We start from the raw sequence: 21,967 nt of genomic DNA, 5'->3' as shown, positions 1-21,967 counted from the left end.
GAAAGACGTTACGTCAGCGCAGCAGGCGACGGACACCGGCAGGATGGACCTTTTGTCCGCCAGCGCCCCTATAGCCGCATGCCCATATAGATGCTTGCCGGTCGTGCGATCTCCCGAAAACCCAGTTTCTCGTAGAAGCCGATCACCTTGGCGTTGCCGGCGCTGACGCCGAGATGCAGGCCCGGCACGCCTTTGGCTCTGAGAGCCGCGAGTTCGGTCTCGACCAGGCGGCGGCCCCAGCCGCTGCTTTGGAACGGCGGCAGCAGATTGATGTGGAGATGGGCCGGATAGTCGGCGATCATGGCAGGATCCTTCCGCTCGGGGCGGCGGATCAGCGACAGGGCTCGTTCGTCACTGGCCTTGCTGGGCGTCAGGTCAGCAACCTCGAGGCGCACCTGCGGCCACCATTCGCTGTCCAGTCGGTCGGCGAAGGCGGTGGTGTCTGGCGCGGCCACGACATAGCCCACGGCTCTGCTACCGGCGTCGAGGACGAAGGCGAAATCGGGTGCCAGGGCCTGGTAGGGTACGGCCCAAATGAAGCCCGGCAGGCGCGGCTCGGAATAGAGATGGCCGGCATCGGAGCCGTTGTCGGCCGTGCGCAGGCAGATTTCAAAAAGGGCGGGGCGGTCGGCCTCGGTGGCGGGGCGGATGACGGCGGTGTCGGCCAAGGAGGAACTCCGTGCGGAACCGGCGGGGAGGGGAGGTATGGGAAGAGGCTCCTGGCCGGCCATTCAGCCACTATCGTCTTACCAATACGCAATTGCAACTTGCCAACGGCCTGCTTCCCCGTGATGGTAGCGCCAACCAAGAATGGGGCGCGGCCGTTCGTACATCCAATTCGGACAGGCGACCAGCGTCCAGCATAGCGCAACGCAGAGGGGGACCACCGATGTTGCGGACTGGGACGTCTTCTTTGAGAACCAATGCTCTATTGCGCCGGCTTCTGCCGCCGCTGGCAGTTGCCGCCCTGTGGTGGGGAGGCACCATTCAGGGCGCCGGTGCGCAGACTCTGACGGTCTGGGACGACAATGCGCTGCCTTCCCAGGCCAAGGTCATCACCGATATCAACGCCAAGTTCGAGGCGGCGCATCCGGGTGTGAAGATCGCCCGCACGGCGCGAACCTTCGATGATCTCGCCATGACCCTGAAACTGACGCTCTCCACGGGCGAGGGGCCCGCGGTGACCAAGGCCAATCAAGGCGCCCAGGAGATGGGCGCCATGGTCAAGCAGAAGCTGCTGCTGCCTATCGATGACTACATCAAGAAATATGGCTGGGACAAGAAACAGTCGGACAGCGTGCTGGCGCGCGACCGCTGGTCCGAGAAGGGTGAGTTCGGCACCGGCCCGACCTATGGCATTTCGGCCCTCGGCGAGTTGGTGGGCCTCTATTACAACGCCAAGGTGCTGAAGGAGGCCGGTATCGACAAGCCACCGGCCACGCTGGACGAACTGGCCAAGGACGTCGAGACCTTGAAGGCCAAAGGGGCCGTGCCCTTCACCATCGGCCTGACCAAGGGCCACATGTCGCTCCATATGTACGCTGCCTTGTCGCAGGCCATGATCGGCGCTGCCGATCGCAAGGGGCTCGATGACCTCGTCTATGGCCGGGGCGGCAGCTGGAATACGCCGAGCTATATCGCCGCTGCCAAGCAGATCCAGGATTGGGCCAATGGCGGCGCCTTCAACGATGGCTATCAGGGCATTGCCGATGACGATGCCGTGCAGCTCTTCGTGGGCGGGCAGGGCGCCTTCCAGGTCACCGGGACCTGGCGTTTGGGCGACATGCAGGCCAATCCCGACATCCATTTCATGGCGCTGCCGCCCGCGGCCGGCGTGAAGGACCCGCTGGTGGTCGGCGGGGTGGAGCTTGCCTGGGCCATCACGGCGCTCGCCAAGGACAAGGCGACGCAGGATCTTGCCGGCGACTATATCAACTATCTCCTGTCCGACGATGCCGCGGCGGCCTGGGCGGCGGCGGGCTACCTGCCTGTCGCGGCGCTGGAGAAACCCGACAAGGTGCAGATCCCGGCCCTGCTCGGCGAGACCATCAAGGTGTGGAACACGGTCAACGCCGCCAATGCCCTCGGCCATTATCCGGATTGGGCCAGCCCTACCATGCTGAAGACGCTCTCCGATGGCCTGACTCGGGTGATTGCCAAGGAGGATACACCCGAAGTGTTCGTCGCTGCGGTCGACAAGGACTATCAGGGCTATATTGCGAGCCTGAAGAAATAGGGAACGGAAGGCATCTTCACGCATTGGCCTTGCCGGATGAGGCGCGGCAAACCTTCTCCCCTTGCGGGAGAAGGTGGCCTCGCGAAGCGAGGTCGGATGAGGGGTGCAAAAGCGTACTTTCCAAAGGTTGCGTATCTCTCCTCATCCGCCCCTTCGGGGCACCTTCTCCCGCAAGGGGAGAAGGCTTCTCGTCCATCTTAGGATCGGATCCGAGACAGCCTCATGCTCGATGCCTCCAAATACCGCAATCTTCTCTATGTGTTGCCGTCGCTCCTGATCTATGGCGCTTTCGTTCTGGTGCCGATCCTCAGCTCCATCGTCCTTGGTTTTACGGCCTGGGACGGTATCAGCGCGCCACGTTTCGTCGGCTTGGAAAACTATATTGCGCTGTTTTCCGACCCGGTGTTCACCATCGCGCTCAAGAACAATCTCCTGCTGCTGGTCTTCTACGTGGCCTTGCCTTTGCTGCTGGGCCTGGTGATGGCGGCCATCGTCACTTCGATCCGAAGCAGTGAGCAACTCGTTCTCCGCACGCTCTATTTCATGCCTTATGTGATGCCCACGGCCGTACTCGGCATTATCTGGCGCTGGCTCTACAATCCCGCCTTCGGACCGCTCAACCAGGTCCTGAAGGCGATCGGCCTCAAATCGCTTGCTCTGCCCTGGCTCGGCAGCTTCACCTTTGCCCTGCCGGCCGTCGGCTTCGTCGCCACCTGGTATTATGCAGGGTTCTGCATGGCCATCTTCATGGCGGGCCTCGCGCGTATCGAGCCCTCGCTCTACGATGCCGCCAAGGTCGACGGCGCCACGCCGATCCAGTCCTTCCGCCACATCAGCGTGCCTTCGCTGCTGCCGGAAATGCGCATCGTGCTGCTCCTGACCGTGATCGCCTCGATCAAGAGCTTCGATCTCGTCTTCACCATGACGCGTGGCGGCCCCGCCAATGCAACCCTGGTGCCCAACCTCTACATGTATCAGCTCGGTTTCGATCTCGGGCGCTACGGCTATGCCTCGGCGGTGGCGGTGATCGGGGCGATTCTGATCTTTGTGGTGAATGCCGTCATCCATCGCTTCATGCCAGAGCGGGGAGGGGATCGCTGATGGCCGCCTCACCACGCCGCGCCGCCTCCATGCTGCCGCTACGGGCCTTGCTCTGGCTGTTTGCCCTGCTGACGGTCTCGCCTTTTGCGCTGCTGCTGCTGACTTCGCTCAAAAGCCAGAAGGACCTTCTGGCCGGCGCTTTCGTCCTGCCCCAGCAGCCGCATTTCGAGAATTTCGTGCGGGCCTGGGTAGACGGGCATTTCGGCACCTATTTCCTCAATTCCGTGCTGGTGGTGGTGCCCGTGGTCGCCATTGCCGTCATGCTCGGCATTCTCTCGGGCTTTGCCTTCGCCTTCCTCACATTGCCGCTCAAGCGCACGCTCTTCGTGATGCTGACGATCGGCATGATGGTGCCGACCGAGGCCTTCATCATTCCCTTGTTCTACGAGTTCCACTGGCTCGGCTTGCTCAATACCTATTGGGCGCTGATCCTGCCGCAGATCGGCATGTCGATCCCTTTCGCGACCCTGTTCATGGCGAGCACCATGCGGCAATTGCCGACCGAGCTCGTCGACGCCGCGGTGATCGACGGCGCGACGCGATTGCAGGTGCTGCGCCATGTCATCCTGCCCTTGATGAAGCCGGCGATGTCGACGCTCGCACTTTTCCTGTTCATCTGGACCTGGAACGAATTCCTGATCCCGTTGATCCTGGTCAACAACGATGCCGTGCGCACGCTGCCGATCGGCATGCTGTTCTTCCAGGGCAAATATATCGTCGACATCCCGACCCTGACGGCGGGCGCGGTGATCATCGTGGCGCCGATCATCGTGGTCTATCTGATCTTCCAGCGAAATTTCATCCAGGGCCTCACGGCCGGAGCGGTCAAGTGAGGTGCCTCCAGGCTGTGGGGGAACGTCCGTTGCCACCAAGGATGTGTTCAATCGTCCGCGGAAGCCCTGTAGGAATTGTCTGAACAGTCATGGAGCGGAAACGATGAAGGTCGGCATTATCGGGCTCGGTTATCGCATGGGCTATCTCGCCCGCATCTTCAGCCTGATGGTGCCGGGCTTCACCGTGGTCGGCTATGTCGACCCGGCGCCGGCGGGCCTCGGCTACATGAAGGAGCATGGCATCGAGGCGGGACGCGTCCATGACAGCCCCGAGGCCTTGCTCACCGCCGAAAAACTCGACCTCCTGATGGTCGGCTCGCCCAATGCAATGCATCTCGGCCATATCCAGGCGGGACTCGAGCATGGCGTGAAAGTCTTTGCCGAAAAGCCGGTGGTGACCTCGCAGGAGGACACCTTCAAGCTGCTTGAACTCCTGCGCATCCATGGCACCGACAGCGTGATGGTCGGCCTGGTGCTGCGCTATGCCTCGCTCTACCGCGATCTCACCCGCATGCGGGACGAGGGGATCCTGGGCGACATCGTCTCGATCGAGGCGTCCGAGCATCTGGCACCCTATCACGGCGCCTTCTTCATGCGCGACTGGCGGCGCTACCAGCATTATTCTGGCGGCTTCATGCTGGAAAAATGCTGCCACGACATCGATCTCTACCAGGGCCTGGTCGGCTCGCGTCCGGTCCGGGTGGCGAGCTTCGGCGGCCGCCGCACCTTCCTGCCAGGCAATGCCCCCACGGCCGTCGGCATCAACGACATGGAGGTCTATCACCGCAAGCCGAGCGGCTGGCTGAGCACGGACAAGGTGTTCGATTCCGATGCCGACATCATCGATTTCCAGGTGGCGATCGTTGAGTTCGAGAACGGCGTTGCCCTCAATTTCCACACCAATATCAACGTGCCCGACCAGTTCCGGCGTTTCTGCGTGATCGGCTCCAAGGGCATGGCGGAAGGCGATTTCGTGCGCAACTACTTCCGGGTGCACGATGCGCGCACCTCGCAGAAACTGATCGACAAGAGCTATGAGGTGACCGAGCTTTCCGCTCATTACGGCGCCGACGAGCAGATGGCCGCCGATATCGGCAAGCATCTGATCGACGGCGCGCCGCTGCCGGTCTCGGTGGTGGACGCGCTCGCGGCGGGCCTGACCGCCATCAAGATGGACGAGGCTCGCGCCAGCCGCGCCGTGCTCGACCTCACCGACAGCTGGCGCCGCTTCGATGAGGCGCTGACGGGCGCGTAGCGCCCTATAGCTCCACCACGCGGTTCGGCAACTGGTTCCGCGGTTGGCTCTCGGGCGGAAAATGCTGCGCCAGCAGGTTTCCGCATTGGCCGATGGCGGTGACCAGGCCCTCGGCGAGACGCCCGGCCGCAGCAGCCTCGGTCAGGCCGGCGATGGTGTCGTCCCAGACCTGCTGCTCGACCTTGGCGTCGATACCATCATCGGCGATGAGCACGGCCTGCCGCTCGGCCATGGCGATGAACAGCAGAAGGCCGGTGCGATCGGCTGTCTGCTGCAGGCCCTGGGCCAGGAACTGGCTGCGGGCTGCAAGCATCACCTTGTGCCGGCGCATGGGCGGCGGTGCGAACCAGAGCCGCACACGCTGTGGCCAACTCAGGGCCGTCACCACCGCAAAAGCGGCGATCTGGATCAGGCTGACAGTGAGCAATCCCCTTCTGAGGGAGGACGCCATGTCGGCCTGGCTGAAATTGCCGCTGCTCCAGTCCGCGCCGAACAGTGAGACGTGCAGCAGCCCGGGCGCCAGCAGGCCGATCAGCACCGGCGTGAGCAACACCGCGACCGCGCCCAAGGTCACCGGAATCCAGCGATAGCTCGCCACGGCATGGCTGACGACGCAGTAGATCTCGCCCGACGTTTTCGCTTCCGCCGCGCTTATGGCCGCTGCGATGTGCCGATGATCGTCCTGCGTCAGCACCCGGGTCATCTCACCAGCTCCCACTCGAACCGCCGCCGCCGAAGGAACCGCCTCCGCCGGAAAAGCCGCCGCCGGACGATCCTCCCCCACCGCCCCAACTCGAGCCACCACCCCAGCCCGACGAGGTCGGGATGAAGACGGGACCGGAGCCGCGCCGCCTGGCGCCCGGTCCTCGCGGGCCGCCGCGCGAGGAATCGATCCAGCCCGAGGCGATCACGAAGATGAAGAACAGGATGAAGAGAATCACGAAGACGGTCTGCGGGTCGAAACCCTCGTCGCTGCGGGCGCCATCCCTGGCGCGCTGCTTCCATTCGCTCTCATTGTTGAGCAGCACGTCCTCGATGGCGGCGACACCGGCCTTGATGCCGGCTGGCATGTCCCCAGCCTTGAATTTGGGCAGGATCGCCTGCTGGATCACCACGCTGGAGAGTGCGTCGGTCAGGGTGCCTTCCAGCCCGTAGCCGACTTCGATGCGTACCTTGCGCTCGTTGGGGGCGACGATCAGCAGCACGCCATTGCTGAGCTTGCCTTGGCCGATGCCCCAATGACGGCCGAGCTGATAACCGTAATCGGCGATCTCCAGGCCTTCCAGGCTCTTAAGGGTGACGACGACGAGCTGGTCGCTCGATTTGTCCTCCAGAGCCTTCAGGGACTGGTCGAGGCTGGTGCGTTCGCCGGCCGGAATGATGCCTGCCTGGTCGACCACGCGATCCGTCAGTGCGGGAAAGTCGATCGCGAAGGCGGAGGAGAGGAAGAAAAGCAGCAAGGCGAGCGCAGCAAACAGCGATGTGCCGATCTTCTCGGCTCCACCGAGAGATGGAGCGAGACCGGCTTGTCCTGCAACGCATGTCGGTCTGACGACCGGCACAACGAAGAACGCGCGATCGCTCATGCCGATCCCGGCCTCAGTTGAAGTTGACCTTCGGGGCCGCCTGGTTTTCCGGCGCCGCGCTGAAGGTCTCCATCGGCTTGGTGCCGCTATAGAAGATCGCCTTGTAGATGCTTTGGGGGAAAGTGCGCAGGTCTGTGTTGAAGACCCGGACCGCCTCGATATAGTCCTTGCGCGCCACGGCAATGCGGTTCTCGGTGCCTTCGAGCTGCGACTGCAGCGACAGGAAGTTCTGGTTCGACTTCAGGTCCGGATAGGCTTCGCGCAAGGCGATCAGACGGCCGAGGGCGCCGGACAGGCCCTGCTGGGCTTCCTGGAACTGCTTGAATTTCTCGGGATCGGTGATGGTGCTGGCGTCGATCTTCACGCTGGTTGCCTTGGCGCGGGCTTCGACCACCTCGGTCAGGACCTTTTCTTCCTGCTTGGCATAGCCCTTCACGGTTTCCACCAGGTTGGGCACCAGGTCGGCGCGGCGCTGATACTGGTTCTGCACCTCGCTCCAGGCAGCCTTGGCCTTCTCCTCGTCGGTCGGAATGGTGTTGATGCCGCCGCTGACCACCAGGCCGACGACCACCACGATAACGGCAAGGATCGCAAGAATTCGTGCCAATCCCGACATGCAAGGCCCCCTTTGTCGCGCCGGCGATGAGCCGGCCATCATGTCCTTATATCCACGCGGCCGGCGGGGGCAAAGCATCCCGAAGAACAGCCCACAGCCCCGTATGTCGTTGTCACGGCGCGATAACGCCCGCCATTGCATGACAACAGGCGGAACGTTCGGCACGACGGCAGGCAGGGGGAGGTCATGAGATCCTATGTCATTCTGCGTCGACCCAAGGCGGCTCCGCCCGGTCGGATGGGGCTGGAGAGGCTCGAGCCCAAGCCGCCGGAAATCACGGTCGAGAACCTGCCGGACCATGCCCTGCGCGAGCTGGAGGCCGATCCCGACACCTCCTATGCCGAGAACATGCCGACGGCGCTGATAGAACCCCTCGACAGCCCTGCGCCGGCGGCGGCCGAGGCTGGCGCAAGCTGGGGGATTGCGGCCGTCGGCGCCGATACCAGCCCGTTTAGCGGCGCCGGGGTCACGGTTGCCGTGCTCGATACCGGCATCGAGGCGGCCCACCCGGCCTTTGCCGGCGTGGCGCTGGTCGAGAAGGATTTCACCGGCATCGGCAATGGCGACGTCAAGGGCCATGGCACCCATTGCGCCGGCACCATTTTCGGCCGCGACGTCGGCGGCCGGCGTATCGGCATCGCGCGCGGTGTCGGCAAGGCCCTGATCGGCAAGGTGCTCCGCGATGACGGCAAGGGTGATTCCGGCATGATCTTCGAAGCCCTGCAATGGGCGTTGACGGAGAAGGCCGACATCGTCTCGATGTCGCTCGGCTTCGATTTCCCGGGGCTGGTGAAGCGCCTGATTTCGGAGGGCTGGGACATCGAGCCGGCCACCTCGATGGCATTGGTGGGCTATCGCAGCAATCTGCGCATGCTCGACACTATCATGGCGATGCTCAAGGCCCATGGCGCCCTCGGCACCTCGCCGCTGGTGGTGGCGGCGGCGGGCAATGAGAGCAAGCGGGCCGCGGCGATACCTTATCGCATCGCCGCATCCCTGCCGGCTGCGGCCGATGGCGTGATTGCGGTGGCCGCGATCGGGCGGGACGCCGACACCTACAAGGTGGCGGCCTTTTCCAACATGCTGGCCGCGGTGGCGGCGCCCGGGGTCGACATCACCTCGGCCTGGCCAGGTGGCGGCCTTCACACCATCAGCGGCACCAGCATGGCCTGCCCGCATGTCTCGGGCGTGGCTGCCTTGTGGTGGCAGGCGCTCGAGCAGAAGGGCATCAGCGGCAGCGCCGCCAGCGTCGGCGCCCGCATTCTCGCCAGCGCCCGCAGGACCGTGTTCGCCGCTGATGTCCCCGAGGTCGATATTGGCCAGGGCATGGTTACGGCACCGGAATGAGATGTTCGGAAGTCGATTGTGATAGTCGGGCTTGACCCGGCTATCACAAAGGTCGTGCGAACTCGAAGACGCCTAAGTGAACCGCATTCGAGGTCAAGGCCTACTTTTTAGCCTCGAGTGCGGCCTGTGCGGCGGCCAGCCTGGCGATCGGCACGCGGAAGGGCGAGCAGGAGACGTAGTCGAGCCCGCTGCGCTCGCAAAAAGCGATCGAGGCCGGGTCACCGCCATGCTCGCCGCAAATGCCGAGCTTGAGATTGGCCCGCTGCTTGCGGCCACGCTCGACGCCGATCTCCACCAGCGCGCCGACGCCTTCCTGGTCGATCGAGACGAAGGGGTCGGTAGCGAAGATGCCCTTCTGCACATAGGTACCGAGGAAGGAGGCCGCGTCGTCGCGCGAGATGCCGATGGTGGTCTGGGTGAGGTCGTTGGTGCCGAAGGAGAAGAATTCGGCGCTTTCGGCGATCTCGCCGGCGCGAATGGCGGCGCGCGGCAGCTCGATCATCGTGCCGACCTGATAGACCAGCTTGACGCCCTTCTCCTTTTCCACCGCCTGCGCCATGGCATCGATGCGGGCCTTGACGAGGTCGAGTTCGGCCCGGGTCGCCACCAGCGGCACCATGATCTCGGGTGTCACCGGCTGGCCGGTGGAAGCGGCGGCCTCGACGGCCGCCTCGAAGATGGCGCGCGCCTGCATCTCGGCGATCTCCGGGAAGGCGATCGCCAGGCGGCAGCCGCGGAAGCCGAGCATCGGGTTGAACTCGTGCAATTCCTGGGCGCGGGCCCTGAGCTTGGCGGCCGAGGCTCCCATCGCGGTCGCGACTTCGGCGATTTCCTCCTCCGAATGGGGCAGGAACTCGTGCAGCGGCGGGTCGAGCAGGCGGATGGTGACCGGCAGGCCCGACATGATCTCGAAGAGCTGGCGGAAATCCTCGCGCTGCATCGGCAGGAGCTTGGCAAGAGCCGCGCGCCGGCCCTTCTCGTCGTCGGACAGGATCATCTCGCGCATGGCGACGATGCGGCCCTCGTCGAAGAACATGTGTTCGGTACGGCACAGGCCGATGCCTTCGGCCCCGAAACTGCGGGCCTGGCGGGCATCGGCCGGGGTCTCGGCATTGGTGCGCACCTTCATGCGCCGGACACCGTCGGCCCAGGTCATCAGCTCGGCGAACTCGCCGGAGAGCTCAGGCTGCACCATGGCGATCTTGCCGGCCAGCACCTGTCCGGTCGAGCCGTCGATGGTGATGACGTCGCCCTTCTTGTAAGTCTTGCCGCCGGCCAGCAGCGTGCCGGCGGCGGTGTCGACGCGGATGCTGCCCGCGCCGGAGACGCAGGGCTTGCCCCAGCCGCGCGCCACCACGGCGGCGTGCGAGGTCATGCCGCCGAGGCGGGTGAGGATGCCCGAGGCGGCCAGCATGCCCTTGATGTCCTCCGGGCTGGTTTCCTGGCGCACCAGGATGACGGTCTTGCCGGCTGCCTTGCCGGCTTCGGCCTCCTCGGAGGTGAAGACGATCTCGCCCGAAGCGGCGCCGGGGGAGGCCGGCAGGCCGCGGGCGATCTCGACGCGCTCGGCCTTGGGATCGATGGTGGGGTGGAGGAGCTGGTCGAGGGCGCCGGGATCGATGCGGCCGACCGCTTCTTCCTCGCTGATCAGGCCTTCCTTGGCCATCTCGACCGCGATGCGCAGCGAGGCCTTGGCCGTGCGCTTGCCCGAGCGCGTCTGCAGCATCCACAGCTTGTTGTCCTCGACCGTGAACTCGATGTCCTGCATGTCGCGGTAGTGCTTCTCCAGCACCTTGGTGATGCCGACGAATTCGGCGAAGGCTGATGGCATCGCCTCTTCCATTGAGGGCTTCGTCGAGGCGCCGGCCTGGGCCGCCGCCTTGGAGATCGGCTGCGGCGTGCGGATGCCGGCCACCACGTCCTCGCCCTGGGCGTTGATCAGGAACTCGCCATAGAGCGCGTGCTCGCCGGTGGAGGGGTTGCGGGTGAAGGCGACGCCGGTGGCGGAGGTATCGCCGCGATTGCCGAACACCATGGCCTGCACATTGACGGCCGTGCCCCATTCGGCGGGAATGGCGTGCAGCGAGCGATAGGTGATGGCGCGGGCGTTCATCCAGGAGGCGAACACGGCGCCGATCGCGCCCCAGAGCTGCTCCTGCGGATCCTCCGGGAAGGGCTTGCCGAGCTCTTCGAGTACCAGGGCCTTGTACTGGCCGACCAGCGTCTTCCAGTCGGCCGCCTGGAGGTCGGTGTCGAGCACATAGCCCTTGCGTTCCTTGTAGGTGTCGAGGATCTCCTCGAAATGGCCGTGGTCGACGCCGAGCACCACATCGGAGAACATGGTGATGAAGCGCCGGTAGGAGTCCCAGGCGAAGCGCTCATTGTTGGAGGCGGTAGCTACCGCAGCGACCGTGGTGTCGTTGAGGCCGAGATTGAGCACGGTATCCATCATGCCCGGCATCGAGGCGCGCGCACCCGAGCGCACCGAGACCAGCAGCGGGTTCCTGGCATCGCCGAAAGCCTTGCCGGTGATGCGGCCGATCTCGGCCAGGGCCGCTTCGACTTGGGTCCGCAGCTCCGGTGGGTAGCTGCGGTCATTGGCGTAGTAATAGGTGCAGACTTCGGTGGTGACGGTGAAGCCGGGCGGCACCGGCAAGCCCAGATTCGACATCTCTGCCAGGTTGGCGCCCTTGCCGCCCAGCAGGTTCTTCATGCCCTGTTCGCCTTCGGCCTTGCCGTCGCCGAACCCATACACCCACTTCGTCATTGCACTTCCTCAGTGATTTCGGATTGGCCGATTGTGCCGGCACGTATTTGGCGCAGAGCCTTTCCACAGCCGGCCGATAAATTCAATTCTTCAAACGTCTAAATCGATAGGTTGGGCGGATAACAAAATGTGTCAGAGTGTAATAATTGCGCCTGATCCCGCTTTTGTCTGAAGAACTGGCATGTTTGGGGCGCAATATGTCGGATTAATCCGGTCGAACGCTCGATGATGGCTTTGCCTGTCGCTTGTTTGCCGGACGAGCGCGGCGGTTCGCCGGACATGCGGCCATTTTTCCGCTTGCCATAACCGGCCCGGGCCTTGAAAACGCCAGGATACGATCTGGACACCAGACAGCAATTGCAGGAGCGTGCATGTCGACTTTCAAGGCTCTCGTCGTCACCAAGCCGGATACCGGCTATGCCTGCAACTTCGCCGAATTCGACGAGCGCGATCTGATGGACGGCGATGTCACGGTCCGCGTCACCCACTCGACCGTCAACTACAAGGACGGTCTTGCCGTCACCGGCAAGGGGCCGGTGGTGCGGCGTTTTCCGATGATCCCGGGGGTCGACTTCGCCGGCGAGGTGATCGCCTCCTCCTCGAAGGACTGGGATCCCGGCGACCATGTCATCCTCAATGGCTGGGGCGTGGGCGAGACCCATCTCGGCGGCTATGCCGAGCGAGCCCGCGTCAAGGGCGAATGGCTGGTTAGGGTGCCCTATGGCATGACCCATGCGCAGGCGATGGCGATCGGCACGGCCGGTTATACCGCCATGCTCAGCCTGATGGCGCTCGAGGCCCATGCCATCACCCCCTCGCGCGGACCGGTGCTGGTGACCGGGGCGGCCGGCGGCGTCGGCTCGACCGCGGTCGCCTTGCTCGCCCGGGCGGGCTACACGGTGATCGCCTCCACGGGACGCCCGGAGGAGGCCGATTATCTCAAGAATCTCGGCGCCTCCGAGGTGATCGACCGCGCAGAGCTGACCGGGCCGGTGCGCCCTCTCGGCAAGGAACGCTTTGCCGGTGCCGTCGACACGGTCGGCTCGCTCACCCTGGCCAATGTGATCTCGCAGATCAAATATGGCGGCGCCGTCGCCGCCTGCGGCCTGGCCGGCGGGGCCGACCTGCCCTCCAGCGTGATGCCCTTCATCCTGCGGGGGGTCTCGCTGCTCGGCATCGATTCGGTGCAATGCCCCCAGGTGGTCCGCCAGGAAGCCTGGCGGCGTCTGGCCAACGAACTCGACCGCGACAAGCTCGACGCCATGACCACTTCGATCCCCTTCGACGAAGTCCGCGAGACCGCCGCCAACATCCTGGAAGGCAAGGTCAGGGGGCGCGTCGTGGTGGAGATCGGCTGAGGCGCGGCAAGGACCGTTTGCGCGACCTTTGTCATTGCCGGGCTTGACCCGGCAATCCAACCGCGACTGCCGAGCCCCTGGATGCCCGGGTCAAGCCCGGGCATGACAAAGGTTGCGTTTTGCCCCCAAGCACTCTCCGCAATGGGCAAGCCAATCAGACGCGTCATTTACGAGGCACCAGCCTCGACGCTCATTCTCCCTCATGCCAAGGCCGCCATGCGCAAGGATCTCTTTGTGGGCATCGTGCTCGTCCTCATCGGGGCCTCCTGCTATGGCCTGCAGTCGACCTGCGTGAAGCTCGCCTATGGCCAGGGCTATTCGCCGGGCGAGGTTATCGGCACGCAATTCGTCATCGGCGCCGTCGTCCTCGGGCTGATCAAGCTGGCCAGCCGGATGCGGCCGGCCAGGCCCGGCAGCCTGCCGGTGCGCTGGCCCGACCGGCTCAAATTGATCGCCGGCGGTGCCAGCATCGGCTTCACCGGCTCCTTCTATTATCTGTCGGTGGCCTATACCTCGGTCTCGGCGGCGATCGTGCTGCTGATGCAGAGCGTGTGGATGGGCGTGGCGCTCGATGCGGTGCTGAGCCGGTCCTGGCCGTCGCCGACCAAGCTGGTCTCGTCCCTGCTGGTGCTGCTCGGCACCGTATTGGCGACCAATCTCCTCGGCGATGCCGCCCATTTGAGCGTGCTCGGCGTCAGTTTCGGCCTGCTCGCTGCCGTGAGTTACACCGCGGTGATCTGGTGCTCCAACCACGTGGCCGTGCATGTCGACGTGATCAGCCGAAGCTTCCTGATGGTGTTCGGCGGTGCGGTCGTCGCCGTGCTGATTGCCCTGCCGCAGCTGACGGTGCGCTTCGATCCGAGCATCATCTGGGGCTGGGGCCTCGTCATCGCCCTGTTCGGCACGGTGCTGCCGCCCTTCCTGTTCAACAAGGGCATTCCGGCCACCGGGGTGGGCCTGGCGGCGATGCTGTCCTCGGTGGAACTGCCGGTGGCGGTCGTCATGGCCGGGCTGATACTGCACGAGGCCTTCCTGCCCTCGCAATGGGCCGGCGTCGGCATCATCCTCGGCGCGATCGGACTAGCCAATGTCGGCGCAGGGCGGGCCGCGGCGTAGGACGAAACCGGTGTGCGAGTCTTCGGACCGGCAATCCTGGCAACGCGGCGTTCCGTCCTGAGGCAGGCGCCGGTCTGGAGGCCGGCACGCACGGCAATTCCAAATCCGCGATTTTCGTGCTATCCAGCCGCTTCGGAGGGATAACCGAAGCGCTGCCTCGAAACCCGATCTCACATATCGGGAAGACCAGATGGATCGGCGCGTCCTGCTCCTCGCACTTGCCACTTTCGTCACCGGCACCGCCGAGAACATCGTCATCGGCATTCTGCCCGACATTGCCGGCAGCCTCGATGTTTCTCTCGGCCTGGCCGGCCAGCTTACCACGGCCTTTTCAATCACTTTTGCGCTGGCGGCGCCTGCCGCACTGCTGCTGACCGCGCGTTTCCAGCACAAGGCAGCCTTCCTCGCTGCCCTGGCCGCCTTCGCTCTTTGCAATCTCCTTGCAGCCGCCGGCCCCGGCTACGGCGCGCTGTTTGCCGCCCGTGTCGGCATGGCGGCGGCGAGTGCCACCATCGCGCTGCTGGCGACCATGCTGGCCACCGAACTCGTCGACGAGAGCATGAAGGGCCGGGCGATCGGCGTGATCTTCATGGGGGTGAGCGGCTCGCTGGTGCTCGGCGTGCCGATCGGCATGCTGGTCTGCTCGCTTGCGGGCTGGCGCAGCGTGTTCCTGGTGCTTGCCGCCCTGGCCGTCATCGTCCTGGTGGTCTGCCGCTCGAAGCTGCCCGATGTCGGTGCCCGCCGGCAGGGGCCGCCCGACTACCTTGCCCATTTGCGGTCTCGTCCGCTGATCTGTGCCCAGCTCGTCTCGATCCTGATGATATCAGGCCATTTCGTGCTGTTTGCCTATCTCGCCCCCTATCTAGGTGCCGTTCTCGGCATTGTCGGCATGGGTACCGTGCTGGCCTTCATCGCCTTCGGCATTGCCGGCGTCTCGGGCGGCTATCTCGGCGGTCTCGCCGCCGACAAGCTCACGCCGCGCCGGGCGATCATGCTGGTGCCGATGGGCTACCTCACGGCCCTGATGTTGATTCCGCTGGTGACGGGCACGAGCCTGTCCTTCTTCCCGGTGATGATGGCTTGGGCCTGCCTGAGCTGGATGATTTCGCCGGCAGTGCAGAGCTTCCTGATCGCGATGGGGCCTGACACCGCGGAGGCTGGGGTGAGTCTCAATCTTTCCGCCATGCATGTCGGTGTCGGCCTCGGCACGGCGCTCGGCGGCGTCGCGGTGGAGCGGGTGCCGATCGCCTATCTGCCGGGCATCGGTGCGGCCCTGGCCGCCATGGCCCTGATCGCGGCAGCGCTGGCCCATCGTGGCACTGCAAGGCCAGCGGAGATGGCCGCGCAGAGGGAAGCAGGCGATCGCCTTGCTTGAAGGGTAGAGCGGCGATCGAGCCTGGGGAGACGGAGCGCGCTCAGACCTCTGCCGTTCCCTCCAGCACGGGCCTGAGCTTCGTCAGTGCTTCCCAGCCATGGTCCATGAAGGCGCGAACCTTGGCGGAGTGCTTGAGATCGGGATGGGTCAGCAACCACAGGCCGGCGCCGACGCCCGGCAGCGGCTCGGAAAGGCGCGGCAGCGGCAGGGCGTCGCCGATATAGCAGGGCAGCAAGCCGACCCCGAACCCTGACCGCAGGGCCTCGGCGACGCCGAGAATGGTGTTGAGGCGCATCACGATGCGCTCGTTCGGCACTTCACGTTCCACCCAGCGTGCCGGCGGAATGTTGGAAAGACCTTCGCCGGTGGCGATCCAGCGCTCGGCGAAGAGGTCGGCGAGCTCGGCACCCTTCAGCCGCTCCGGGCCGTAAATGGCCCAGGCAATGGTGCAGACCCGCCGCCCCACCAGCGTGTCCGGCGGCGCCGAGGTGGCACGGATCGCCACGTCCGCATCCCGCTTGGACAAGTTCAGCGGCAGGTTGGAGACGACGACGTCGAGGCGGATGTCGGGAAAGCTGGTCAGGAAACTGGTGAAGACCGGCATGGTCAGGTGCGCCATGATGCTGTCATTGGTGGTGACGCGCAATTCCCCGGACGGCTTGACATCCCGGCCCGCCACACGGCGCTCGAAGCCGCTGATGTCGTCGGCCATGCGGCCGGCGAGGGCCACCATCTCCTCCCCCGCCGCGGTGAGGGCGTAACCGCTGCGCCCCCGTTCGAACAAGCGGGCGCCGAGCAATTCCTCGACGGCATTGATGCGGCGGAAGACAGTGGAATGGTTGACGCCAAGGGCCGTCGCCGCGCCCACCAGGGATTTGGTCTCCGCCACGGCGCGGACATAGCGGTAGTCATCCCAATTGGGGGAGGGACGCTGTAGGGTAGAGTCAGAAACGGTCATGCAGGCGTCCCCGGCGACAAGAAACGCAGATCCGGTGAAAGCTTTCTAGTGTTAGCACCGGCGAGCAATGGTGCAAGATCGTCTTGTGGAGACGAGCTCGGCCTGTGTTTTCATAGCAAGCATATCCGTCATTGCGAGCGCAGCGAAACAATCCAGCCTTCGCAAGATCGCTGGCCTATAGCCCCTGGATTGCTTCGCTGTGCTCGCGATGACGGGTCGATGAGGCTCGTTGGGGCCGAGTAGGAGAGCAAAGTGCGTCTAGGTGAAAACGCGTGTTTGCTCTCCCTCGTTGGTTCCAAGCCAATCCTGCGGATTGGCTGGAGCGTCTTTGCGATTCTCGGCGATTCCGCCAGATCGCAAAACGCTTCAGCCCTCGATGCGCGAGAAATCGGCGACGCTACGGGTTGCCGTGCGGATCTCTTCCAGCAGCTTCAGGCGGTTGAGGCGCAGGGCTGCATCGTCGGCGTTGACGAGGATCTTGTCGAAGAAAGCGTCGACGGGCCGGCGCAGCTGCGAAAGGGCCGTCATGGCGCCTTCATAGTCCTCGGCGGCAATGGCAGCCGATGCTGCCTGCCGGGCCGCCTGCAAGGCGGCCTGCAGCGCCTTTTCCTCCGGCTCGGTGAGGCGAGAGGCATCCGCGCCGCCGGCATAGGCACCGGCGCCGTCCTTCTTCTCCTCGATGCGCAGGATATTGGCGGCGCGCTTGGCTCCCGCCAGCAGGGCCTTGCCGTCCTCGCTGCCGAGGAAGCGGCCGAGTGCCTCGACCCGCCGGACGATGAGCAGGAGATCGTCCTGCCCGCCGAGACCGAAGACCGCGTCGACGAGATCGTGGCGCGCGCCCTGTTCACGCAACTGCACCTTCAGGCGGTCGGCGAAGAAGGCCAGGAGATCGTCGGCGATGTCGTTGCTCTTGGCGAAGGGAGCCTTGGCGACGGTCGTGAGGAGGGGCAGGCGCAGCCTGTTGTCGAGCACCAGGCGGATGACACCGAGGGCGGCCCGGCGCAGGGCATAGGGGTCCTTGCTGCCGGTCGGCTTCTCGTCGATGGTCCAGAAGCCGATCAGCGTGTCGAGCTTGTCGGCGAGCGCCACGGCGACCGCGACCGGATCGCTCGGCGCGCCGTCACCGGCGCTCTTGGGACGGTAATGATCCTCGAGCGCGGCGGCGATGGCGGCGTCCTCGCCCTGGGCGGTGGCGTAATAGCGGCCCATCAGCCCCTGCAGTTCGGGAAACTCGCCGACCATTTCGGTGGCAAGATCCGCCTTGGCGAGCCTGGCCGCTCGCTCGGCCTTGGCGGGGTCGGCACCCACGACAGGCGCGAGCGCCTTGGCCAAAGCGGCGATGCGCTCGATGCGCTGGCCCTGCGTGCCGAGCTTCTCGTGGAACACCACATTCGAGGCGATGATCTTGGCGAGGCGCTGGTCGAGCGGCTTGCCTTCAGCTTCATAACCGGGCAGGGGCTTCTGGTCGGTTTCCCAGAAGAACTTGGCGTCGGAGAGGCGCGCGCGGATGACGCGCTCATTGCCGGCGACGATGGCCGCTCCGCCGTCGACAGCCTCGATATTGGCGATCAGGATGAAACGGTTGGCGAGGCGCCCCGTCTTGGGATCGCGCACCACGAAGCATTTCTGGTTGGCGCGGATGGTGGCCTGGATCGCTTCGTCCGGTACCGAGAGGAAGCTCTCCTCGAACGAACCCATCAGCACCACCGGCCATTCCACCAGGCCGGCGGCCTCATGCAGCACCGCGTCGTCCTCGACCAGTTCCAGCCCCTGGGCGAAAGCGAGGTTGCGGGCATCGGTAAGGATGATGTCGCGCCGGCGGGCCGGATCGAGCACCACCTTGGCGGCCTCCAGCTTGGCGACATAATCTTCGAAGCGCCTGACCTGGATGGTCCCCGGCGCCATGAAGCGATGGCCCTTGGTGGTATCGCCGACGGCGACGCCCTCGATCTCGAAGCGTACTACTTCCGGGTCCTCGGTCTCTGGGCCGAAGGTGCAGAGGATCGAATGCAGCGGACGCACCCAGCGCAGGCTGCCCGAACCCCAGCGCATGGATTTGGGCCAGGGGAAGCTGCGCACCACTTCCGGCACGATCTCGGCGATGAGGTCGGGTAGGGCCCGTCCGGCCTTTTCCACCACCGCCACGTAGAACTCGCCCTTCTTGGGATCGCTCTCGATGCGGGCCTGGTCGAGCGAGGCGAGGCCGGCGGCCTTTAGGAAGCCCTGGATAGCGCCGTCGGGGGCGCCGACACGAGGGCCCTTGCGCTCTTCGCGCGTATCGGGCTGGCGGGCCGGCAGGCCATGCACGGTCAGGGCCAGGCGGCGCGGCGTGGCATAGGCCGAGGCGCCCTCATAGACGACGCCGCGCTCGACGAGCGCATCCGTCGCCATTTTCTTGAGGTCCTCGGCCGCCTTGGCCTGCATGCGGGCGGGGATTTCCTCGGAGAAGAGTTCGAGCAGGAGGTCGGGCATGGGATTGGTTTCGAAAGCTGGTGACCTGGAAGGCCGGAAAGGGAAGGGATGGGGAGCGCGGAGAGGGTCTACGATCAGGCCCCGCCGGCTTCGGTCTTGACCCATGCCTCGCCGCAGGCCTTGGCGAGGTCGCGTACGCGCAGGATGTAGCTCTGGCGCTCGGTCACCGAGATAGCGCCGCGTGCGTCGAGCAGGTTGAAACGATGGCTCGCCTTGATGCACTGGTCATAGGCGGGCAAAGCGAGCTGATGCCGATTGCCCTTGTCGCCGGCGGCAAGCAGGGCCTTGCACTCCTTTTCGGCATCGATGAAGTGCTGCTTGAGCATCTCGATGTCGGCATGCTCGAAATTATGGCGCGAATATTCCTGCTCGGCCTGCAGGAAGACATCGCCATAGGTGACCTTCTCGGCGCCGTCGCGGCCGTTATAGTTGAGATCATAGACGTTCTCGACGCCCTGGACATACATGGCCAGGCGCTCGAGGCCATAGGTCAGCTCCCCGGAGACAGGATTGCATTCCTGCCCGGCGACCTGCTGGAAATAGGTGAACTGCGACACTTCCATGCCGTCGCACCAGCACTCCCAGCCCAGGCCCCAGGCCCCGAGCGTGGGGCTCTCCCAGTCGTCCTCGACGAAGCGAACGTCATGGACCAGGGGATCGAGCCCGATGGCGGCCAGCGAGCCGAGATACAGGTCCTGCAGCTCCGGCGGCGAAGGCTTCAGGATGACCTGGAACTGGTAATAATGCTGCAGGCGGTTGGGGTTCTCGCCATAACGCCCATCCTTGGGGCGGCGCGAAGGCTGCACATAGGCCGCTTTCCAGGCCTTGGGGCCGAGCGAGCGCAGGGTGGTGGCGGGGTGGAAGGTACCGGCGCCCACTTCCATGTCGTAGGGCTGCAGCACGACACAGCCGTGATCGGCCCAATAGCGCTGAAGGGTCAGGATCAGGCCCTGGAAGGAGCGTTCAGGGCGCATATGGGCGGGGGTAGCGTCGGCCATGACGGTTCTCGAACTAGAGCATTTTCTCCAGAAAGCCGGCCGGCTTCTCAACTGAGAAGATGCGTCAAAACAAAAGAGACCGAGAAAATTGCGGTTCAGGGAAATCGCACTTTTCTTCAGCTGAGCCGTGCCGGAGAAACTGTTTCCGCCGGTACAGACCAGGGCCCGACCCTTAGAGCAAGATCGACACTGGGGAAACCTGTTTGTGCGGCGCGCGGCCTTGTGCCTGTCCGCACAGATGCCGGGAAGCACTCATGAGACAAGGGACGCAACGGGACACCACAACCGATCCCGTCCAAACCAAAGCTCAGGAGAGTAAGTATTATGTCCAGGCAATCCCTTCTTCGTACAGGACTTATCGCGGCCTTGATCTTCGGCTCGGTAGCCGGCTCGATCTCCACGTCCTTCGCCGCTACGACCGGCCCGGGTGCCGGCGGCAATGGCGGTGGCCGAGGCGCCAGCTCGGGTGCGTCCGGCGGCGGCGGTGGCGGTAATGGCGGCGGGACCTCGCCGGAGGCCCGTGTGATCATCACGAACCCGCCGCCCTGCCGCACCCATGCCTGCAATCCGCCGCGGCCCCGCCCGGCCGTGGCTCCCGTCAAGGTCAAGTTCGTCGATCAGCAGCGCTGCACCAATGTCTGGCGCCAGGTGGTGCTGGACGACGGCTCCATCATGGAGGACCGCAGCGTGCCGATGCGCAAGCATTGCCGGATCATTCGCAACTTCGATTGATCCAAGCCCCGCCAAAAAAGCAGAAGCAGGTTCGCGAGAACCTGCTTCTTTGCATTTGGCGGATCTGCATGAGGACCCGCAACCGGAACGGCCGCGCCGCTTTATTCGGGGCGATAGACGCCGCTACGCGGGTCGCGGCGCAGGTTGATGGCTTCCTGTCGCACGGGCTGGGGTTTGTAGAGTTCGTTGTTCACTCGCTCCCATTCGCGCTTGACCAGGCGCGCGAGAACCACGGTCCCGACAAGGCTGGCGACGGCTAGAACGACAGGATGCATGGCAGGTCCTCTTCATTCATCATTCCGTAACTATAAACCGAAACGGGCACGAATTGCACGCCCTTCGAGTGCGGCAAGAATGCCTTCGGTTAATTGCTCGCTTTCAGCAGCCGAGAAATGGGCGCCAAGGCCGAAGCGCCGGGCAAGCAGGCCACGCGGTTCCGACACGGTCTTGAAGCGTACCTTCTCGCCATAGCGCGCGCGCATGGTGGACCTCACATCGCCCATGGCATCGGCAAGGCCGAGCTCGATGGCCCGCGGCGCGAGCCAGAACTCGCCCGAGAACAGCAGCTCCTCCTCGCCCTTGAGCTTGCCGGCGCGGCGTTCCCGGACCAGGGCGATGAACATGTCATGGATGTCATGTTGCAGCGCCGCCAGCCTTTCGACATCCTCGGGCTTTTCGGGCCGGAAGGGATCCAGCATCGTCTTGGAGCGCCCGGCCGTGTGAACGCGGCGCTCGACCCCGATCTTCTCGATCAGCTTGTCGAAGCCGAAGGAGGCGGAGACCACACCGATGGAGCCCAGGATCGAGGCGGGGTCGGCAACGATCTCGTCGGCGGCGCAGGCGATCATGTAGCCCCCGGAGGCCGCGACGTCCTCGACGAAGGCAAAGACCGGCAGCTTTTTCTCGGCGGCGAGGGCGCGGATACGGCGCATGATCAGATGCGATTGCGCCGGCGAGCCACCGGGTGAATTGATCACCAGCGCGACCGCCTTGGCGCCTTTCACGGCGAAGGCACTGTCGATGAGCTTGTCGAGCTTGGTCATGTTCAGGCTGCTCGAGAACCGCGAGCCGGTACCGATGGTGCCGGAAAGCGGAAGGACGGCAACCACGGGCGCCGGGTGACGCCATTTCTCGGGCAGTAATTGTCGGATCCGGCCGATACTTCGCTTCAATGGATTGGTCGATCGCGGGATATCAGGTGTCGTCAACGCAGCTTC

General features: G+C 64.7%; 19 protein-coding genes. 9 read left to right on the top strand and 10 right to left on the bottom strand.

What is annotated here, in order from left to right:
* Positions 1 to 68 precede the first annotated feature (68 nt).
* A complete protein-coding gene (locus ACIGJE_RS23075) occupies positions 69 to 668 on the bottom strand; it encodes a GNAT family N-acetyltransferase (protein ID WP_311943214.1) in 600 nt (199 codons plus the stop codon).
* A gap of 221 nt (positions 669 to 889) precedes the next feature.
* Between ACIGJE_RS23075 and ACIGJE_RS23070 the strand changes: the two genes are divergently transcribed.
* From ACIGJE_RS23070 to ACIGJE_RS23055, 4 genes are all read left to right on the top strand, one after another.
* A complete protein-coding gene (locus ACIGJE_RS23070; protein WP_394311794.1) occupies positions 890 to 2,236 on the top strand; it encodes an extracellular solute-binding protein in 1,347 nt (448 codons plus the stop codon).
* Between the two features lie 222 nt (positions 2,237 to 2,458).
* Positions 2,459 to 3,337, top strand: coding sequence for a carbohydrate ABC transporter permease (locus tag ACIGJE_RS23065; protein ID WP_311943209.1), 879 nt, complete (start codon positions 2,459 to 2,461; stop codon positions 3,335 to 3,337).
* Positions 3,337 to 4,170, top strand: coding sequence for a carbohydrate ABC transporter permease (locus ACIGJE_RS23060; protein WP_367627052.1), 834 nt, complete (start codon positions 3,337 to 3,339; stop codon positions 4,168 to 4,170). The genes ACIGJE_RS23065 and ACIGJE_RS23060 overlap by 1 nt, the downstream gene beginning before the upstream one ends.
* A 103-nt stretch (positions 4,171 to 4,273) precedes the next feature.
* A complete protein-coding gene (locus ACIGJE_RS23055; protein ID WP_367627053.1) occupies positions 4,274 to 5,425 on the top strand; it encodes a Gfo/Idh/MocA family protein in 1,152 nt (383 codons plus the stop codon).
* Positions 5,426 to 5,429: 4 nt separating this feature from the next.
* Here ACIGJE_RS23055 and ACIGJE_RS23050 read toward each other — a convergent pair whose 3' ends face one another.
* The 3 genes from ACIGJE_RS23050 to ACIGJE_RS23040 are packed head-to-tail and all read right to left on the bottom strand — an operon-like array spanning position 5,430 to position 7,627.
* Positions 5,430 to 6,128 (bottom strand): TPM domain-containing protein, encoded by a 699-nt coding sequence (locus ACIGJE_RS23050; RefSeq protein ID WP_483678755.1) that lies wholly within the window; start codon positions 6,126 to 6,128, stop codon positions 5,430 to 5,432.
* A 1-nt stretch (position 6,129) separates the two neighbouring features.
* Positions 6,130 to 7,011, bottom strand: a complete 882-nt coding sequence (locus ACIGJE_RS23045) for a TPM domain-containing protein (protein ID WP_415080561.1) — start codon at positions 7,009 to 7,011, stop codon at positions 6,130 to 6,132.
* A 13-nt stretch (positions 7,012 to 7,024) separates the two neighbouring features.
* Complete coding sequence (locus ACIGJE_RS23040) at positions 7,025 to 7,627, bottom strand: LemA family protein (RefSeq protein ID WP_209431827.1); 603 nt, start codon at positions 7,625 to 7,627, stop codon at positions 7,025 to 7,027.
* Positions 7,628 to 7,813: 186 nt separating this feature from the next.
* Here ACIGJE_RS23040 and ACIGJE_RS23035 point away from each other — a divergent pair, with 186 nt between their 5' ends.
* Complete coding sequence (locus ACIGJE_RS23035) at positions 7,814 to 8,974, top strand: S8 family peptidase (protein WP_415080562.1); 1,161 nt, start codon at positions 7,814 to 7,816, stop codon at positions 8,972 to 8,974.
* 100 nt (positions 8,975 to 9,074) lie between these two features.
* Here ACIGJE_RS23035 and ppdK read toward each other — a convergent pair whose 3' ends face one another.
* On the bottom strand, positions 9,075 to 11,741 hold the full coding sequence (ppdK, locus tag ACIGJE_RS23030) for a pyruvate, phosphate dikinase (RefSeq protein WP_415080563.1): 2,667 nt from the start codon (positions 11,739 to 11,741) through the stop codon (positions 9,075 to 9,077).
* Between the two features lie 371 nt (positions 11,742 to 12,112).
* Between ppdK and acuI the strand changes: the two genes are divergently transcribed.
* The 3 genes from acuI (at position 12,113) to ACIGJE_RS23015 (ending at position 15,590) form a co-directional block, all read left to right on the top strand.
* Positions 12,113 to 13,099: an acrylyl-CoA reductase (NADPH) gene (acuI, locus tag ACIGJE_RS23025; protein WP_367627058.1), complete on the top strand. Its 987-nt coding sequence runs from the start codon at positions 12,113 to 12,115 to the stop codon at positions 13,097 to 13,099.
* 216 nt (positions 13,100 to 13,315) lie between these two features.
* Positions 13,316 to 14,215, top strand: coding sequence for an EamA family transporter (locus ACIGJE_RS23020; protein ID WP_483678754.1), 900 nt, complete (start codon positions 13,316 to 13,318; stop codon positions 14,213 to 14,215).
* A 190-nt stretch (positions 14,216 to 14,405) separates the two neighbouring features.
* Positions 14,406 to 15,590 (top strand): MFS transporter, encoded by a 1,185-nt coding sequence (locus tag ACIGJE_RS23015; RefSeq protein WP_483678753.1) that lies wholly within the window; start codon positions 14,406 to 14,408, stop codon positions 15,588 to 15,590.
* A gap of 40 nt (positions 15,591 to 15,630) precedes the next feature.
* Here ACIGJE_RS23015 and ACIGJE_RS23010 read toward each other — a convergent pair whose 3' ends face one another.
* From ACIGJE_RS23010 to ACIGJE_RS23000, 3 genes are all read right to left on the bottom strand, one after another.
* Entirely contained in the window at positions 15,631 to 16,548 is a 918-nt protein-coding gene (locus ACIGJE_RS23010; protein WP_367627061.1) for a LysR family transcriptional regulator, read from the bottom strand.
* A 366-nt stretch (positions 16,549 to 16,914) separates the two neighbouring features.
* Positions 16,915 to 19,020: a glycine--tRNA ligase subunit beta gene (gene glyS / locus ACIGJE_RS23005; RefSeq protein ID WP_483678752.1), complete on the bottom strand. Its 2,106-nt coding sequence runs from the start codon at positions 19,018 to 19,020 to the stop codon at positions 16,915 to 16,917.
* Positions 19,021 to 19,094: 74 nt separating this feature from the next.
* The gene (locus ACIGJE_RS23000; protein WP_311943182.1) at positions 19,095 to 20,018 is read right to left on the bottom strand and encodes a glycine--tRNA ligase subunit alpha; all 924 of its coding nucleotides are present in this window, start codon (positions 20,016 to 20,018) and stop codon (positions 19,095 to 19,097) included.
* Positions 20,019 to 20,342: 324 nt separating this feature from the next.
* On the opposite strand from ACIGJE_RS23000, the gene ACIGJE_RS22995 reads away from it, so the two are divergent.
* Positions 20,343 to 20,750: a hypothetical protein gene (locus ACIGJE_RS22995; protein WP_311943179.1), complete on the top strand. Its 408-nt coding sequence runs from the start codon at positions 20,343 to 20,345 to the stop codon at positions 20,748 to 20,750.
* 101 nt (positions 20,751 to 20,851) lie between these two features.
* Here the strand turns inward: ACIGJE_RS22995 and ACIGJE_RS22990 are convergent, their stop codons facing one another.
* Together ACIGJE_RS22990 and ACIGJE_RS22985 are read right to left on the bottom strand one after the other, a co-directional pair.
* Complete coding sequence (locus ACIGJE_RS22990) at positions 20,852 to 21,025, bottom strand: hypothetical protein (protein WP_156771628.1); 174 nt, start codon at positions 21,023 to 21,025, stop codon at positions 20,852 to 20,854.
* Between the two features lie 30 nt (positions 21,026 to 21,055).
* The gene (locus ACIGJE_RS22985; protein ID WP_367627063.1) at positions 21,056 to 21,793 is read right to left on the bottom strand and encodes a S49 family peptidase; all 738 of its coding nucleotides are present in this window, start codon (positions 21,791 to 21,793) and stop codon (positions 21,056 to 21,058) included.
* Positions 21,794 to 21,967: the final 174 nt, after the last annotated feature.

This window comes from Labrys sp. E2SS-1L, assembly GCF_057073705.1.
The sequence above is the reverse complement of the archived record's forward strand: the minus strand, read 5'-3'. Positions and strand labels throughout refer to the sequence as shown.